Source organism: Desulfobulbus oralis (assembly GCF_002952055.1).
Taxonomy (GTDB): Bacteria; Desulfobacterota; Desulfobulbia; order Desulfobulbales; family Desulfobulbaceae; genus Desulfobulbus; species Desulfobulbus oralis.
Genome location: NZ_CP021255.1, coordinates 1,397,434 through 1,414,254, shown reverse-complemented (window position 1 = coordinate 1,414,254; position 16,821 = coordinate 1,397,434). Strand labels below are relative to the sequence as shown.

At 53.8% G+C, this 16,821-nt stretch carries 15 protein-coding genes; all 15 read left to right on the top strand.

Features of this window, described 5'->3' with window-relative positions:
- Window positions 1-199: 199 nt before the first annotated feature.
- The 15 genes from CAY53_RS06240 (at window position 200) to CAY53_RS06170 (ending at window position 16,765) form a co-directional block, all read left to right on the top strand.
- Entirely contained in the window at window positions 200-949 is a 750-nt protein-coding gene (locus CAY53_RS06240; RefSeq protein WP_104937469.1) for an ABC transporter substrate-binding protein, read from the top strand.
- 45 nt (window positions 950-994) lie between these two features.
- On the top strand, window positions 995-1,675 hold the full coding sequence (locus tag CAY53_RS06235) for an amino acid ABC transporter permease (protein ID WP_104936400.1): 681 nt from the start codon (window positions 995-997) through the stop codon (window positions 1,673-1,675).
- Window positions 1,672-2,418, top strand: a complete 747-nt coding sequence (locus CAY53_RS06230; RefSeq protein ID WP_104936399.1) for an amino acid ABC transporter ATP-binding protein — start codon at window positions 1,672-1,674, stop codon at window positions 2,416-2,418. Before CAY53_RS06235 ends, CAY53_RS06230 begins: the two co-directional genes overlap by 4 nt.
- A 9-nt stretch (window positions 2,419-2,427) precedes the next feature.
- On the top strand, window positions 2,428-3,159 hold the full coding sequence (locus CAY53_RS06225; RefSeq protein WP_104936398.1) for an amino acid ABC transporter permease: 732 nt from the start codon (window positions 2,428-2,430) through the stop codon (window positions 3,157-3,159).
- A gap of 1 nt (window position 3,160) precedes the next feature.
- On the top strand, window positions 3,161-4,165 hold the full coding sequence (gene tsaD / locus CAY53_RS06220) for a tRNA (adenosine(37)-N6)-threonylcarbamoyltransferase complex transferase subunit TsaD (protein ID WP_104936397.1): 1,005 nt from the start codon (window positions 3,161-3,163) through the stop codon (window positions 4,163-4,165).
- A complete protein-coding gene (gene rsmA / locus CAY53_RS06215; protein WP_245874743.1) occupies window positions 4,131-5,009 on the top strand; it encodes a 16S rRNA (adenine(1518)-N(6)/adenine(1519)-N(6))-dimethyltransferase RsmA in 879 nt (292 codons plus the stop codon). The genes tsaD and rsmA overlap by 35 nt, the downstream gene beginning before the upstream one ends.
- A 396-nt stretch (window positions 5,010-5,405) precedes the next feature.
- Complete coding sequence (locus CAY53_RS06210) at window positions 5,406-6,482, top strand: DUF6077 domain-containing protein (protein ID WP_146106431.1); 1,077 nt, start codon at window positions 5,406-5,408, stop codon at window positions 6,480-6,482.
- 3 nt (window positions 6,483-6,485) lie between these two features.
- On the top strand, window positions 6,486-7,256 hold the full coding sequence (locus CAY53_RS06205) for a hypothetical protein (protein WP_104936394.1): 771 nt from the start codon (window positions 6,486-6,488) through the stop codon (window positions 7,254-7,256).
- An 18-nt stretch (window positions 7,257-7,274) separates the two neighbouring features.
- Window positions 7,275-8,717, top strand: a complete 1,443-nt coding sequence (locus tag CAY53_RS06200; RefSeq protein WP_104936393.1) for a hypothetical protein — start codon at window positions 7,275-7,277, stop codon at window positions 8,715-8,717.
- Window positions 8,718-8,954: 237 nt separating this feature from the next.
- Entirely contained in the window at window positions 8,955-10,904 is a 1,950-nt protein-coding gene (locus CAY53_RS06195) for a polysaccharide biosynthesis protein (protein ID WP_245874742.1), read from the top strand.
- A gap of 113 nt (window positions 10,905-11,017) precedes the next feature.
- Window positions 11,018-12,724 carry a nucleotide sugar dehydrogenase gene (locus CAY53_RS06190; RefSeq protein WP_104936392.1) on the top strand — a complete coding sequence of 569 codons (1,707 nt, stop codon included), beginning with the start codon at window positions 11,018-11,020 and terminating at the stop codon, window positions 12,722-12,724.
- A 90-nt stretch (window positions 12,725-12,814) separates the two neighbouring features.
- Window positions 12,815-13,867 carry a Gfo/Idh/MocA family protein gene (locus CAY53_RS06185; RefSeq protein ID WP_104936391.1) on the top strand — a complete coding sequence of 351 codons (1,053 nt, stop codon included), beginning with the start codon at window positions 12,815-12,817 and terminating at the stop codon, window positions 13,865-13,867.
- A 3-nt stretch (window positions 13,868-13,870) separates the two neighbouring features.
- Window positions 13,871-14,458 (top strand): acyltransferase, encoded by a 588-nt coding sequence (locus CAY53_RS06180; RefSeq protein ID WP_104936390.1) that lies wholly within the window; start codon window positions 13,871-13,873, stop codon window positions 14,456-14,458.
- Window positions 14,455-15,549, top strand: a complete 1,095-nt coding sequence (locus tag CAY53_RS06175) for a DegT/DnrJ/EryC1/StrS family aminotransferase (protein WP_104936389.1) — start codon at window positions 14,455-14,457, stop codon at window positions 15,547-15,549. Before CAY53_RS06180 ends, CAY53_RS06175 begins: the two co-directional genes overlap by 4 nt.
- 91 nt (window positions 15,550-15,640) lie before the next feature.
- Window positions 15,641-16,765, top strand: coding sequence for a hypothetical protein (locus tag CAY53_RS06170; RefSeq protein ID WP_104936388.1), 1,125 nt, complete (start codon window positions 15,641-15,643; stop codon window positions 16,763-16,765).
- Window positions 16,766-16,821: the final 56 nt, after the last annotated feature.

Genomic DNA, 16,821 nt, shown 5'->3' with positions numbered 1-16,821 from the left:
CCTTGCCAGCCTCCGGACGCGGCCCAAGCCGATCCTGGCCGGCGGAAGCGGCGCCCTTGCATCCCAAGGATTGACACCGGGAGTGTTTTTCACTATATCCAGAGCCGTTTTGCCAATGATGAAGGCCGCCCGCTTTCAGGGCCCCGTTCAGAGGCAATCCGCCCCATACCCTGAATCCCACAACCTGAAGGAATCTGCCATGCGAAAACTGCTCCTGCTCGTCCTCTGCGCCCTGTACTTTGCCGCCAGCCCGGTTCTTGCCGCCGGAAAGCAAAAACTCATCAACGGCATTGACGCCAACTTCCCGCCCTTTGCCTTCATCGACAAGAGCGGTCAGCCCAGCGGCTTTGACGTGGAGGCCATGAACTGGATCGCCAAAGACCTCGGCATGGAAGTCACCCACATGCCCATCGAGTGGGATGGCATTGTCACCAGCCTGGTCACCAAAAAAATCGACATCATCGCCTCGGGCATGACCATCAACAAGGAACGGGCCAGGCAGGTTGCCTTCACGGAGCCCTACTGGGTGGTCAAGCTGGTCATGGTGGCAAAAAAGGACAGCAAACTCACGGTGAACGAGGTCTTCACCGGCAGGAAGACCCTGGGTGTGCAGCAGGGCACTCCGGAGGCCAAATGGTTGAAGGAAGAGGCAGCGGCCAAGGGCTACAATGTGAGCATCCGCTACTACAGCTCCTCGCCGCTCGCGGTGGAGGACCTGCTGAACGGCCGCATCGACGCGGCGACCATGGATGACGCACCTGCCAACGACGCTGCCGGCAAGAAGCCAATCAGGATCCTGGGCACCTTCGGCATGCCTGAAGAGGACTTTGGCTATGCGGTCAGGAAGGAAGATACCGAGCTGCTGGCCAAGGTCAACGCCAGCCTGAAGAAGCTCATGGCCTCGCCGGAATGGCAGAAGCTGATCGAGAAATACGAACTGAACAAATAAAAAAGAGCGGGCGGCTTTTGCGGGCCGCCCGCCTCCTTTTGCCCCATGGAAAGCCAGCTCGACACCGTACTGACCGCCCTGCCCTATCTGCTCGCAGGCACGGTGAACACCGCCCTCATCGTGATTGCCGCCATGGCTATCGGCCTCTGCATCGGCGTGCCCGCCGCCGCAGGCCTGGTCTATGGGCCGCAGGGGCTGCGCCAGGCGCTTTCGGCCTACCTCTGGTTCTTCCGCGGCGTACCGGTGCTGACACTGCTCTTTCTCTTTTATTTCGGCCTCTTTCCCCTGCTGCACCTGCAAATTCCGGCTCTTGCCGCCGTGGCCGTGGTGCTTGGGCTGACCACCGGCGCCTACCAGGCCAATATCTTCCGGGGCGCAATACTCTCGCTCCCGCGCGGTCAATTCCGGGCCGCGAGCGCGCTCGGCATGAGCAACCAGGCGGTCATCCGCAGCATCATCCTGCCGCAGGCGCTCAGGCTGGCCATTCCGGCCTGGTCCAACGAATATTCGATCATTCTCAAAGATTCGGCCCTGGCCTTTGTCATCGGCGCGCCGGAAATCATGGCCCGTACCCAGTTTGTGGCCTCGCGCACCTACCAGCACCTGCCCCTCTATCTGGCCGCCGGGCTGCTGTATTTCCTTCTGACCTGGGTCGGGGTCGCAGCGCTCAGGCGACTGGAGCGCCGGGTGCGCATTCCCGGCTATTCTGGGGAAGCCCGACCATGAGCACGCCTGTTCTCGAAGTGAAAAACCTCGGCAAATCCTTTGCGGGCCAGCGTATCTTGAAGGGCGTCAGCCTGAGCCTGAATCCGGGTGAAATCAAGATACTGATCGGCGCTTCCGGCGGTGGCAAGAGCACGCTTCTGCAGTGCATCAACTGTCTGGTGCAGCCGGACGAAGGCGAAATCCGGCTGGAAGGCCGGCCGGTTGACCTGCGCGACAAAAAGAGCCTGTACCGCCTGCGGCAGCAGGTGGGCATGATTTTTCAGGATTTCAACCTGTTCGACCATCTGAACGCGCTCGCGAACATCACGACTCCGCTCAGAAAGGTGCAGAAGCTGAACAAAAAGGAGGCCGAGGCCCGGGCCCGCTCCGAGCTGGAGCAGGTCGGGCTGGCCGACAAGGCCGATCTCTATCCGGCGCAGCTCTCCGGCGGACAGAAGCAGCGGGTAGCCATTGCCCGGGCGCTGGCCATGGACCCCAGGGTCCTGCTGCTGGACGAGCCCACAAGTGCGCTCGATCCGGAGCTGATTGGCGAGGTGATCGCGGTCATCAAGGAGCTGGCCGCCCAGGGCATGACCATGCTCATGGCCACCCATCAGATGGGCCTGATCGCCACATTGGCGGACGAACTGCTCTACATGGAGGCAGGGCAAATCGTGGAACAGGGGGAGCCCGCGCTACTTTTGGCCGCCGGCTCGGACAGCCGGGCCCGGGCCTTCTGCAACCATCTGGGCGAAGTGGGCTGAGGCGCGTCAATGCCGGAACTTTCGCCCTTTTATCACGAACTCTTTGCCGCGCTGAACCGGGGCCTCTGGATGAGCGTGGCCCTGATCGTGCCTGCGGCCTGCGGCGGGGTGGCCATTGGCCTGCTGGCGGGCAGTTGCCGGGCCTGCGGCCCCAGATGGCTGCGCAAGCTGGGCGATTTTTATGCGGCGCTCTTCCGCGGCACGCCGCTTGTGGTGCAGCTCTTTGTGCTGTACTACGGTCTGCCCGACCTGTACATGCACCTGGAAGAGCCGCTCAGGGCCTTCAGTCCCCGGCTTGCGGACCGCCTCAAGACACTGATGTATCTGTCGCCCTATCAGGCGGCGGTGATTGGCTTCATGCTCTGCAGCGGCGCGTATCAGAGCGAATATGTGCGCGGCGCCTTTCTCTCCATCAAGAAGGGGCAATACCTGGGGGCGCTGGCCCTGGGTTTCGGCGCCTGGCAGACACTGTTCTACATCATCCTGCCGCAGGCATTCCGCCGCGCACTGCACGGCTGCGGCAATGAAATCATCTATCTGATCAAGTATTCCTCGCTGGCCTATATCGTGACCTGCATGGAACTGACCGGCGAGGGCAAGACCATTGCCACGGAGCATTTCCGCTTTACCGAGGTCTTCATGGCCATTGCCCTGTACTATCTCGCGCTGGTCAGCATGGCCATGCTGCTCCTGAAAAAGCTGGAGCAGCGACTGGCCATTCCCGGATTCGGAAACTCCTGACATGCTCGTCCTTGCCATAGAAAGCTCCTGCGATGACACGGCAGCCGCCGTGGTGGAGGCGGACAGGCGCCGCGTGCTCGCCAACCGCATCAGCAGCCAGCACGATATCCACAGGCCCTTTGGCGGCATTGTGCCCGAACTGGCCTCCCGGCGTCATATCGAAATGATACAGCCGGTGGTGGCCGCCGCCCTGCAGGATGCCGGCCTCACCCTTGACGACATCCAGCTGCTGGCCGCCACCCAGGGGCCGGGACTGGTGGGTTCGCTCCTGGTGGGCTTCACCTTTGCCAAGGCTGTCGCGCTGGCCAGGCATTTGCCCTGCGTGGGCGTCAACCATCTGGCCGGGCATCTGCTGGCCTGTCTCCTGGAGCCCCTGGCCCCGGACTTTCCCTACACCGCTCTTCTGGTGTCCGGCGGCAACACGGCGCTTTTCCGGGTAGAGGGACCTGCGGCTTTTGTCTGCATGGGCCGCACGCTGGACGACGCTGCGGGCGAGGCCTTTGACAAGGTGGCCAAAATGCTGGGTCTGGGCTATCCCGGAGGGCCGCTTATCGCCAGACTCGCTGAACACGGCGACCCGACGGCCTTCAACTTCCCCCGCGCCTGGCTGGACAAGGAGCGATTTACCTTCAGCTTCAGCGGCCTCAAGACTGCGGTCAGGAATGTTCTGCCTGCAAATGGGCGGCCGGATGCGGCCGCAATTCCGGACATCTGCGCCTCTTTTCAGGCTGCAGTGAGCGAGGTGCTGGTCGAAAAGAGCCTCCTCGCGGCACGGGAAAACGGGCATAAGCGGGTGGTTCTGGGCGGCGGCGTGGCAGCCAACCAGCATCTGCGGGTGCAACTCGCGAAACGCTGCCGGGAAGAGGGCCTGTCGCTCTTTCTGCCTTCGCCCATCTTCTGCACCGACAACGCCGCCATGATTGCCATGGCAGGCTTTTATGCCTTTCAGGCGGGCGAGATCAGCGGGCCGGATGCCGACGCCTATTCCCGCGCGCACCTGCACTGAAATGAACCGCTTTGCAACAAAACGCCTCCTGGAGGCCCGGGGACTTGCGCCCCACAAGCGACTGGGCCAGAATTTTCTGGTGGACGAGAACCTGCCCCTCCGCATCGTGGCTGCGGCAGGTCTTTCGGCGCAGGAGCGCGTCATGGAAGTGGGCGTGGGGCTGGGGGCCCTGACCAGACCCCTGGCCGCTGCAGTGCACGAGGTCGTGGGCATCGAGGCGGACAGCGGCATCATACGCCTGCACGAGGAACAAGGCGATCTGCCGCAAAACGTGCAGCTCGTGCACGCCGATATCCTCAAGGTGGATTTGGCCAGCTTCTGCAGGCCCGGTGAGCGCCTGAAAATCGTGGCGAACCTGCCTTACGCCATTTCCACCCCCTTCCTGTTCCGGATTATGGCACAGCGGGCCTGCCTGCACTCGGCAGTGCTGATGCTGCAAAGGGAGCTGGCGCTGCGCCTGGCTGCCCGGCCCGGCAACAAGGACTACGGCGCGCCTACGGTTTTGCTGGCCGCCTGCGCCGATGTGGAGCCGCTTTTTGCCGTACCGCCCTCTGCCTTTCACCCGCGGCCCAAGGTGGATTCCCTGATTTTACGCCTTCGCTTTTTTCCGGAACCTGAGCGGCTCGAAGCCTTGGGTGCCTTTGACCGGCCACTTTTCACCCGCATCGTGCGGACGACCTTTGCCCGGCGCAGAAAGACCCTGGCCAATGCCCTGCTGCCGCTGGCCGCCGACCGGGCAGAACTCTGCGCCTGGCTTGCGGCGGCGGATATCGCGGCCACAGCCCGGGCCGAAACGCTCTCGCTTGCCGACTACGTGCGCCTGTGCCGGATCATGCAGGCATGATGCTCCCCGCCCCTGCCGACACTCCCGGATGCCTGTGCGTGCCATGGCTGCATGATGCAGGGCCTGAACCGGAGAGCATTGCTTGTAGAGTAACGGTCTTTCGGGTATAAAGCTGCAGACATGGATTTTGGGGCTTGATGGTTGGCCCTCTGTTGACCTGATCAGATGCCAATCGTCGGCCGCGCCCCGCCAAAGTCAGCGCCTGAGGGGCGCCGGGGATATCGCTTCAGCGGCATTGATGCGCTGATGCTGCAAGGCGGCTCTTCCGGTTGGGCAAAGCTCGACTGCATGGGCTGACAGAAGAAAAACCGTACTGCCTGCGAGGCGAAAAATCTCTGTTTTCTCCTTTACCTGCCTGGTAACGGGCACTTGACAAAGGCATAGCATAAGATGGATATGATGCTGCGAATCGGTGAGCTGGTCCTGAAGTGTATGCTCATTGTCTCGCTCTTTTTTATTATACCCTACATTGTGGGTTGCCTGCCGGTCATACGCTGGAAATGGCAGAAACCGGGCGTGGCGTCCGCCATTGTCTTTGGCACTGTTCTGCTCTGGGGCATCTTTCTGCTGATCGCTCTGCCCTGTACGCTCTGGTGGGGCAAATTCAAGGGCCTGCTTGTTTTGGTTGCGATGGCCTGGGGGCTCTGCGCGGCTGCCTCCCTGATGCTGCTGAAGCAGGAGCTTTTGGCCCCGCTGCGCGCTTTGGTCCAGCGCATGCGTCAGCCAGCCCTCTTGCCCATCATGGTACTGGCCTGCATGCTCGTCATGACCGCCGTTCCGGTGTTCCTGGAGCACCAGGATGCGGATGACGCCACCTATGTGGCCCTGGTAACTGGTGTCGTGCAGACCGATACCCTTTATGGCCACAGTCCCTATACAGGAGCCAGCCTTGATCAGGATGGCGCCAGGAGACCATGGCGAGTTGGCTGGCAGCGGATTCTCGCCCCTTTTCCCCTGCTGGTCGCCTGCTATGCCAAGATGTCGGGCCTCCATCCCGCCATCATGAGCCATACCGTTCTTCCAGGCGTGCTGATTCCTCTGGCCTTCATGGTCTACTCTTTGCTCGCGCGGACTTTCTTTCCCGATCCGGAAGATCACTGGATTTTTCTGCTGATTATGTGTACGGCCCTGGCCTTTGGCGGCTTTTCCGCATGGTCTACCGGCTCTTTCCTGCTTTTGCGCATTTGGCAGGGCAAGGCCCTGCTGGCTGCCATTTTCCTGCCCCTCCTGTTTCTCCTGCTGGTGCAGGAACAAGCGCAGGGTTTGCGGGGAGAGCATTGGTGCGCACTCACGGCAGTGACAATGGCTGCAGTCATGACCACCATCATGACGTCGGTTTTTGTGCCCTTGTTACTGGCTGCCTTCTGTTTATGGCAAATTTGGCGAACAAGGCGCTTTGGCCAAAGCCTGATCCTGGCTCTTGCAGGAAGCCCTGCTATGGCGCAAGGCATAGCCTACCATATCCTCAAATAACGTATGGGCCCGCTGAACGAAGTCTCGCAGCTCTGGCCAACACTGGCATGGATCGCGGAAAGGGTCATAGGCAGTGGGTATTACTATCTGCTGTGGTTCCTGGCCCTGCTGTATTGCCTTTTGCATAAAGGTGACAAGCCCGATTTGCGAACAACTGCGTGGCCCCTGCTTGTGCTGCTTATTTTGCTTGCCTGCCCGCCGCTTGCGTGGCTGTTGTTGACAAAAGTATTCTCACCGCCTTATTATCCTCGCTTTGTCTGGGTTTTGATGGTGGAGACCGTCCTGGCCTGTGCAGGCACGGATCTGGTGCGAAGGCAAAAGGGGCTGTGGCGAAAAAGAGCCACGCTGCTTGCTGTCCTGCTTGCGATTGGCACAAGCGGGCAGTTTTTGTTTGCAGGACGCATACAGTTTTCGGGTGATTTCTATCACAGCTCGAACCGCTTCAAGCTCCAGGATGAAACTGTCGTGATTGCCGATTATTTACGGCAAAATCATGCTGGGGAATGGGGATATTTCACCGAAAAGGTGACTATAGAAATTCACCAGTATGATGCGAATATTCTCTCGGTCACGGGGAGAGGCACTGGAATGCTGCTTGAAAATCTATTGGATCAAACCCAGTGGCAATCGATGACATCGGAATACCTCAAGAATGGAATGAGCGTTTTGGTTATACGGCATAATAATAAACATGAAGAGAAGTTAAAAGAATTAGGTTGGATAGTAGAAAGTCGGATCGGCTCATACGATATTTACAAACAAACTAATCAATAATTTATATGCTATATCCTCATGGAAGATAAAGAACGAGAGATTGATCTACGCCAATTGGTTATATTGATTATGATGCAGTGGCGCATAATCACCTGTGCTGCCTTGATTTGCGCTCTTTTTTGCGCATTTATTGCAATCAACAAAAGCAAGACCAATGAAAATCACCGAGATATTCAGTACATACATGATGATACGGGATATAGTCCTGAACAATCCTATGAATATAAAATGTTGATGTACAAAAAATTAAAAATTTACTATGAATCTGAGATAAAAAATCATCTAGAACGAACTGAAAGTGAAAAACTATACATTAAAAATAGCATTAGTATGCAGATTGACCCCCTCAATCAGGTGATTGGTATAATTAATGTGCTCATAAGTGATGTGAGTGAGTCAATAGATCCCATTGATCCATATTTGGAAAAAGTACGTTCAGATGCCTTCTGGCGTCCTCTTGCTGAGAAATATTCAATAGAGCCCAAGTACTTCCGTGAAATGTGTACCATTGAACTGGGTGGGCAGTCGATGAATAGTCATCGGGTCGTACGGGTACCAGGAACTGACGGAAAAAGAGTCGACCAGGGGCTGGCAATGAATGTGCACTTGCCGAATAACCGGCAGATTGTGCAAGTGGCTATAAGCATGCCAGACAAAAACATGACCGAAGAGGCCCTCTCTTTGCTTGCCGGCATGTTTGACCCAAAAAATGGCACGCAGTTATTGCAAAAATACGTATATGAGCATGTTAACCCTGATCTGGCACACTTTCAACAAGAGACGTATTCCCAGCAGGCGCAATACTACAACGAACTGCAAACCATGTACAACAACTATGGTAGTCTTACAGAGCCCCAAAAGATGGCCAGACCAGGCGCTCGCAAAGCTGCTGGCAACTCCGGCAAACGCGCTTTGCTCAAGGGTGCGGTTTTGGGTGGCCTTGCTGGCGCTGGTGCTACTGCCACACTCCTTGCGCTCCCGCTCCTTTTGTCCGGTCGACTGCTTTCTTACAGCGAGCTTTTCGACAGATACCCACTCAACTGCCTGGCGGTCTTCCCGCCCCAATCTACACGTGGGCATATGTTCGCCGTGGATCGCCTGTTGCTGCAATGGCGTGACAACTCTCGCTTCAGCCGACTTGATCGGGCGGAGCGCTTCGACATCGCCGTGGAGAATATCCGGATGCACGTTGCTGCAGGAGAGCGCGTTCTCCTGCTGGGCACTATTGCCTTGCCCCGTATTCAGGAAATTCAAGTGGGTCTTGCCGACCGACTCGCATCCTGCACTGTGCAGGCATGGTGCTTTGTTGACCAGCAGCTAGCCTCGCTCCATGAAATCGACCAGTATGAGTATATCATTCTGGTGGAAGAAGTTGGAATTTCCAAATTCCGAGATATAGAAAACGAGATACAGACGATCCAGGAACGTGGCAAGAACATTATCGGCTGCATTATTATTTAGAATGTACGTTCGGTAAAATCTGCCAATTCTGACTATGAAAGAACCGATTGCGTCAATGTTCTTTAAGAACTTTAGCACATTCAAACTGCAAATATACACATTTCCTGCTAAATATCAAACACAAATCCTATAGCATTATTCACACATCCAGAATTGGAATATATTCTATATTATAGAAAAAGGAAATTTGATTGCCGGCACATTGTAAATTGAGCAAAGCAAATGTTACCCATATTTTTGAACAAGCAAAAAGATATACTGATATCATCAATGCAAAGGTGGCATTTCTGGGCCATCCTTTTTGTTGATATTATTTTATTGATTGCTGCGCATTTCCTTGCCTACGTTATACGTTTTGATTTTAATTATCATATTCAGCACCATAACTTTATAACATATATTCCTTTGATTATAGTTATAAAAATACCTATTTTCTATCTGGCTGGATTGTACAGAGGAATGTGGCGCTACACAAGCTTTGATGATATTTTACATATATGCTTTGCTTCAATTCTGTCAACCACTGTGCTTGTAGGCAGTGTTTTCTTTTACAACCGCTTCGATGGACTGTCTCGATCTGTTTTTCTGCTTGATCTGATCTTGACTTTCCTCTTCATCTCTTTGTTTCGTGCGGCCATTCGCTTCCTCTACCAAAAAACCAATTTTGTCAGTTTTCGGAATAGAACTATTAAGAATATAGATAAAAACAAGGAACGGATTCTCCTTATTGGCGCCGGTGACGAGGCAGAAAAAATAATCAGGGAAACCGAATCCAACTCCAATCTGCCGTACAAAGTGGTTGGCCTGCTGGGCGACGAGCCAACACTTGTTGGCTATAAATTACATGGCAAGCCAATTGTGGGCCTGATCAAGGATCTGAAAGAACAGGCACTACTCACCCATGCCCAGAAAATTCTTATCACCTCGGTGGGGCAAGATGCCCAGCGGATCCGCACGATTGTCCGCCTATGTCAGGAGACGGCTTTGCCTTATAAAATTTTGCCAGGATTTAGTGAGCTTGTTCATGGCAAACTGTCGGTACGCAGTATTCGCGAGGTTGACTATAAAGACCTCCTGGGCAGACAGGAAATACACATGGAATATGCACAGATCGGCGCCTATCTAACCGGGAAAACCATTCTGATTACCGGGGCGGGTGGATCCATAGGCTCGGAACTGTGCCGACAGATTCTGCGCTTTTCGCCAGGCAAACTAGTGCTTTTTGACGCAGGCGAAGAAAACCTGTACAAGATACAGATGGAGTTGCGCCACGAGCACCAGGGTGTGCCGGCGGCGGCTGTGCTGGGCAAGGTGCAGGATCGCCGCCTTTTGGAGCATGTTTTTAGCACATACCAGCCTCAGGTGGTCTTTCACGCCGCTGCCTACAAGCATGTGCCGCTGGTGGAACGAAACCCCTGGCAGGCAGTCTATAACAATATATTCGGCAGCCAACTGGTCATGGAGGCTGCCATCTTATATGGCGTGGAGCGTTTCGTTCTCGTCTCAACTGACAAGGCGGTTCGGCCAACCAATGTCATGGGCGCCTCCAAACGGGTGACGGAGCTGCTCATGCAGGTGTACAATCCTCAGTGCTGGCAAAATACCTGCCTGACCGCCGGCTGGCGTGCGGCCGCGCCCAAACAACACCAGACTCTGTTCATGGGAGTGCGTTTCGGCAATGTGCTGGGTTCATCCGGTTCGGTTATCCCCCTGTTTAAACGCCAAATCGAGCGGGGCGGACCGGTAACCGTCACTCACCCGGAGGTTACCCGCTATTTCATGTCGGTTGACGAGGCAGCGCAGCTCATTCTGCAGGCGGGCTCTATGGGCGAGGGGGGGGAGATTTTCATCTTGAAAATGGGCCAGCCCATAAAGATTGCCGAAATGGCCAGAGAACTCATCCTCCTGTGCGGCAAGGATCCGGATACAGAAATCGAGATTGCCTATGTCGGTTTGCGGGCAGGAGAAAAACTGTACGAAGAGCTGATTACTGAAGGCGAAGGTATTGTGGATACAGAGCACAGCAAAATTATGGTGCTGAAAAGTGACATTCAGCCTTCCTGCCGGCAATTGCACAGTCAACTGCAAACCTTGGTCCATCTAGCCAATCAACATGATAGTCGTGGTATAAAAAGCGCGCTGCATGAAATCGTACCGGAGTACACGGCAGACTATGCCAGTTGTTGAGGGAAGAGTGATCCAGAAAAAAATTGCCGATTCCAGATGAAGCTGAACACGGCTAGATATTTCACTGCAAATCTGGACTCAAAAATATTGTCCATCAGGATTGATCACAAGCAATGAGCACATCTTCCTCCCGCATCCAGCCAGCCCAAACGTGTGATCAGGTCTCGATCTCGCCTGATGGGCAGGCCTTTCCTCTGCCCGGTCCTGCCGACATTGAGCGGGAAAATCAGCGTCTGCAGGAACTCGTCCGCGCACAGCGCAGTCTGGGCCGCGAAATCGTCGTGGTCATGGGGGTGGGCTTCGTGGGTGCGGTAATGGCTGGCGTGGTGGCCGATGCGGTCCACCGGAAGACAGGCGAGCCGCTGTACTTTGTTCTTGGCATGCAGCGGCCAAGCTCACGCTCCTACTGGAAAATTCCTTTTTTGAACCGTGGCCGGGCCCCGGTCGAAGCCGAGGACCCGGAAGTAGCACCGCTGATCGCCCGTTGCGTTAACGAAAAAAAGACGCTCGCCGCGACCTTTTCCTACGAGGCCCTGGCCCTGGCCGATGTGGTGGTAGTGGATGTGCAGTGCGACTACCACAAAAACGCGCTGGGCAATGTCCGCGACGGCCATGCCGAGATCAAGGCGCTGGAGGAGAGTCTGCAGGCTATTGGCGAGCGAATCCAGCCCCATTGTCTTGTGCTCATCGAAACCACGGTGCCGCCCGGGACCACGGAATACGTGGCCTACCCTATCCTGAAAAAGGCCTTTAGCCGACGCGGCCTGGGCCAGAAGCATGGGGCAGACAGTAGCGGCGTTCCTGAACCCCTGCTTGCCCATTCCTACGAACGGGTTATGCCGGGTCGCCAGTATGTGGCCTCGATCCGGGAATTCTGGCGGGTTTGTTCCGGGGTCAACGATGAGGCCCGCAGCAGAGTGCAGCAATTTCTCAGTAAGGTGCTCAACGTTGAGCAATTCCCCCTCACCGTGCTGGACCGGCCTATCGAATCCGAAACCTGCAAGATCGTGGAAAACTCGTACCGCGCCACCATCCTTGCCTTTCTGGACGAATGGAGCCGCTTTGCGGAGCGCAACGGGGTTGACCTGCTGAAAGTCATCAAGGCGATCAAGATGCGGCCTACCCACAACAATATCATCTTTCCGGGGCCAGGCATTGGCGGCTACTGCCTGCCCAAGGATGGCGGCTTGGGCGTCTGGGCCTACAACACCCTGATGGGTTTTGACGACGATATCTTCAAGATGACGCCGCTGGCCATAGATATCAACGATACCCGCGCCCTGCATGTGGCCCAACTGGTTCGTGACGCGCTGCGCAACATGGGCCGGATTGTGGCTGCCTCGCGAATCGCCGTACTCGGCGCCTCGTACCGCCAGGATGTAGGCGATACCCGCTACAGCGGCTCTGAAATGGTCGTACGCAAACTGGTCGAGATGGGTGCGGAGGTGGTAGCTCACGACCCCTATGTCAAACACTGGTGGGAGTTTGAGAAGCAGGATTCCTATCCGGCGCCCGGCAAGAGCTGGGCGAGATTTTTCCGCAACCAGGAGCACCTGAGCGAATTGCGGATGGCCGAGGATCTGCCCGGCGCCCTGGCCGGAGTCGATGCTGTCATTCTGGCGGTGCCTCACGAGCCCTACAGGGCCCTGAACCCTGAGCAGGTCACAGAGATGATCGGCGCCAGGGCCGCGATTATTGACTGCTTCGGCCTGCTCAGCGACGAGCACATTGCCCGCTATTTCGAACTGGGCTGCGAAGTCAAGGGTCTAGGGCGCGGCCATATCCAGCGGATCAAGAAAATGGTGCGTAATGGCAAATGAGGCAGGAGTGCCATCGTCGTGATGGCTTGACATCGCCAAAGAACCAGTGCAGTATTGAAAAAGTCAAACAATCCAAAAAGCATCAGAACCATGCACACAAACATCACAGGCAGGAAGATTCGGATTGCGGTTGTCGGTTGCGGCAGAATCTCCAAAAATCATTTTGCCTCTATTGAAAAACATGCAGACAACCTGGAACTGGTCGCCATTTGCGATACAGACCAGGCCGTACTCGAGGCAAAGTCGCAGGAACTCCAGGTGCCTGGATTCAGACTCCTTGCCGAGATGCTCAAAGAGGTCAAAATCGATCTGCTCTCCATCTGTACGCCCAGCGGCCTGCATCCGGAACAGACTATCCTGGCCGCCAAATATGGCGTACATGTGATGACCGAAAAACCCATGGCCACCAGATGGAAAGACGGTCTGGCCATGGTCAAAGCCTGTGATGCCGCCAAGGTGCGCCTGTTCGTCATCAAGCAGAACCGCAGGAATTCCACCCTGCAACTGCTGAAAAGGGCGATAACTGAAAAACGCTTTGGCCGGATTCACATGGTCACCCTGAACGTCTTCTGGACCCGGCCCCAGGAATACTATGACAGTGCCAGATGGCGGGGTACCTGGGAGCTGGATGGCGGCGCCTTCATGAACCAGGCGAGCCACTATGTTGATCTGCTCGAATGGCTCATCGGGCCGATTGCGGATATCCAGGCGATGACCGGCACGCTTGAACGCAATATTGAAGTCGAGGATACTGGAGTCATGAATATCCGTTGGCGCAATGGCGCCATGGGCTCAATGAGCGTGACCATGCTCACCTATCCGAAGAACTTCGAGGGCTCGATCACGATTCTCGGAGAAAAAGGCACGGTTCGGGTTGGAGGGGTGGCAGTCAATGACATTCAACACTGGGAATTTGCCGAGCCGAGGGACTACGACGCCCAGGTTAAGGAAGCCAATTACCAGACTACCTCGGTCTACGGCTTTGGCCATCCCCTGTACTTCAAAAACGTTATCGATGTCCTGCGCGGCGAGGCAGAACCGGAAACCGATGGCCGGGAAGGTCTGAAAGCCCTGGAAGTACTGATCGCCACCTACCTGTCGGCGCGCGACAACAGGACCGTCTCGCTGCCCCTGGAGTATTGACTGATGGACAATGCATACTTTGTCCACTCCAGTGCCATTGTTGACGAAGGAGCGAGCATAGGAAAAGGCAGCCGCATCTGGCACTGGGCGCATGTCTGTTCAGGAGCCGTGATTGGCGAACAGTGCTCCTTGGGCCAGAATGTCTTTGTCGGCAACAAGGTTATCATTGGCAGTAACGTCAAGATTCAAAACAACGTCTCGGTTTATGATAATGTCACTCTGGAAGATGACGTGTTCTGTGGCCCGTCCATGGTCTTTACCAATGTTTATAACCCCCGCTCGGCCATATCCCGCAAAGACGAGTATCGCTCTACCGTAGTTCGGCAGGGTGCGACTCTGGGTGCAAACTGCACCATCGTTTGCGGGGTGACCATAGGCCGGTACGCCTTTATTGCCGCCGGCGCCGTCATCAATAAGGATGTGCTTCCCTATGCCCTGATGGTGGGCGTACCAGCCCGGCAGATCGGCTGGATGAGCGAATATGGTGAACAGATATCCCTGCCGCTTGAGGGCAATGGCCAATTCACCTGCCCACACACTGGCGCACGGTATCGTTTAAGCGGAGCACTACTGGAGCGAATTGAGCCATGAATCTACCTTTCATTGACCTTAGGGCGCAGTATCAGGCGCTGCAGCCCAAGATTCAGGCCCGTATAAATGCCGTTCTCGAACATGGTCAGTACATCATGGGGCCGGAGGTACAGGAACTTGAAGAGCGCCTCGCCGCCTATACGGGTGCCAGGCACTGCATCACCGTTGCCAGCGGAACGGAGGCACTGCTCATCAGCCTGATGGCCCTTGGCATCGGCCTTGGTGACGAGGTTATCACCACCCCGTTCACGTTCGTGGCCACTGCAGAAGCCATTGTGCGACTTGGTGCCGTTCCTGTATTCGTCGACATCGAAGCGGATACCTGTAATATCAATGCCAGCCTGATTGAAGAGGCCATCACTACAAAAACCAAGGCCATCATACCGGTCAGCCTGTATGGTCAAACGGCGGATATGGATGAAATAAATGCCGTGGCCGCACGTCACGGGGACATCCCGGTCATCGAAGATGCGGCCCAGAGCTTTGGCGCGGTGTACAAAGGGCGCAAAAGCTGCAATCTCTCAACCATAGGCTGTACCAGTTTCTTTCCCAGTAAACCTCTCGGCTGTTATGGCGATGGGGGGGCTATATTTACAAGTGATGAAGGCTTGGCACAGGCATGTCGCGAAATCCGTGTGCACGGGCAAAGTAAACGGTATGTGCATACCCGCATTGGAGTCGGGGGCCGCATGGATACCCTGCAATGCGCGGTGGTGCTCGCCAAACTTGATCGTTTCGATTGGGAAATAGAAAAGCGGCAGGAAATCGGAGACCGTTACAACCGAATGCTGGATAAAAACAATTTTTCCCGGATACTTCAACAGCCTGATCGTACCTCGGTCTTTGCTCAATACACCATATTAAGCAAGGATAGGGAAAAGATTCAGGTCGCCCTGAAAAGAGAAGGTATTCCCACTGCTGTGCACTATCCGATTCCTCTGAATAACCAGGAAATCTACCGATCGCTATATCTTCACACTCCTACTCCGGTAGCCGAGAATACAGCAAAGTTGGTGATCAGTCTGCCAATGAGCCCGTATCTCCAGAACAACCATGTGGATAAAATTGTTGCTATATTATGTCAATGTTAGAAACAATACTATATGTATACGATAAACCCGGCATATTTGTAATGAAAATTCACCAGATCTCACCACATACTTCAATTCTTATTGCAGAGTCATGAAAAAAATATTGATCATCGGAGAAGGAGATTGTATCTTTCTTAAAGATTTCGTTAGACAAATGTATAACAAAAATATATTGGTGGACCTGCTTACCTTCAATGGGAAAGCAGAAATAGGGTATTCAAGGAAACAAGTTAATATTTTATTAAATACGGCCCAAAGAAACAGGTTGAAAAATAAGATATTTTTTTGTTATGCAATAAAAAAAGGATTAGGTGAATTCGATGAAAAATATGACTGTATAATCATTCACTTTGTTCATTTTTTTCTATCGTTTTTTATAATATTAATAAAAATGAAAACAAAAAATCTTGTCCTTAATATCTTAGGCAGTGATTTTTGCAGAGTGAAAGGGTGGAGAGCATTACTTCAAAAAGTAATATACTTGTCATCTAATAAAATAGTATTCACAAATCCAGAAACTAAGAAACGTTTTCATAAGAAAAATTTTTTTATTCCTAAAACTAAGCTTAAAATTGCTAGGTTTGGCCTGCCAGTTTTGGATGAGATCAATAAATTTCAGCTAAAAAAACTATCCAGAGAAGACGCATGCAAAAAATTTGGATTCCCAGAAGAAAAAATTATAATTGCTGCCGGATATAATGCTCACAGGAGCCAAATGCAAACTCTGATTATCAAAAAATTCGCATTACTTCCAGAGAACATTCGCAAGAAAGGCTTTTTAGTTTTTCATCTTGGTTATGGTGATCCATCGACTAAACAAATTATTCTCAGCGAATTAGAAAAAAATAAAATTTTAAACTATTCAATAATTGATAACTTTCTTGGATATGCGGATATTGCCGAATTACGGTGTTGCACTGATGTTCTAATCAATATCCAGCCAAGTGACCAGTTTAGCGCATCAATGCAAGAAGTATTATATTCTGGCGGTAGAATCATTGCTGGATCTTGGTTACCATACCAAGAATTAATTGAAAACAAAGCAGCCATAAGGCTTATCGATACTACTGATGGGATAGGTGAGGCGCTAGCCCTTGAAATTTCTGCTGGAAAAAAACAACACCTGTTTCCGCAAAAATCTGTAATAGAATTCATAGACCGATCCTCAACCTGGAAAGAAAATATAGAAATATGGGCTAATATAATATTTGGTTAGTCTTCTATGTGACCACTTATATAAATTCACTAGGAATCTATAAATTTCGTTGAGTA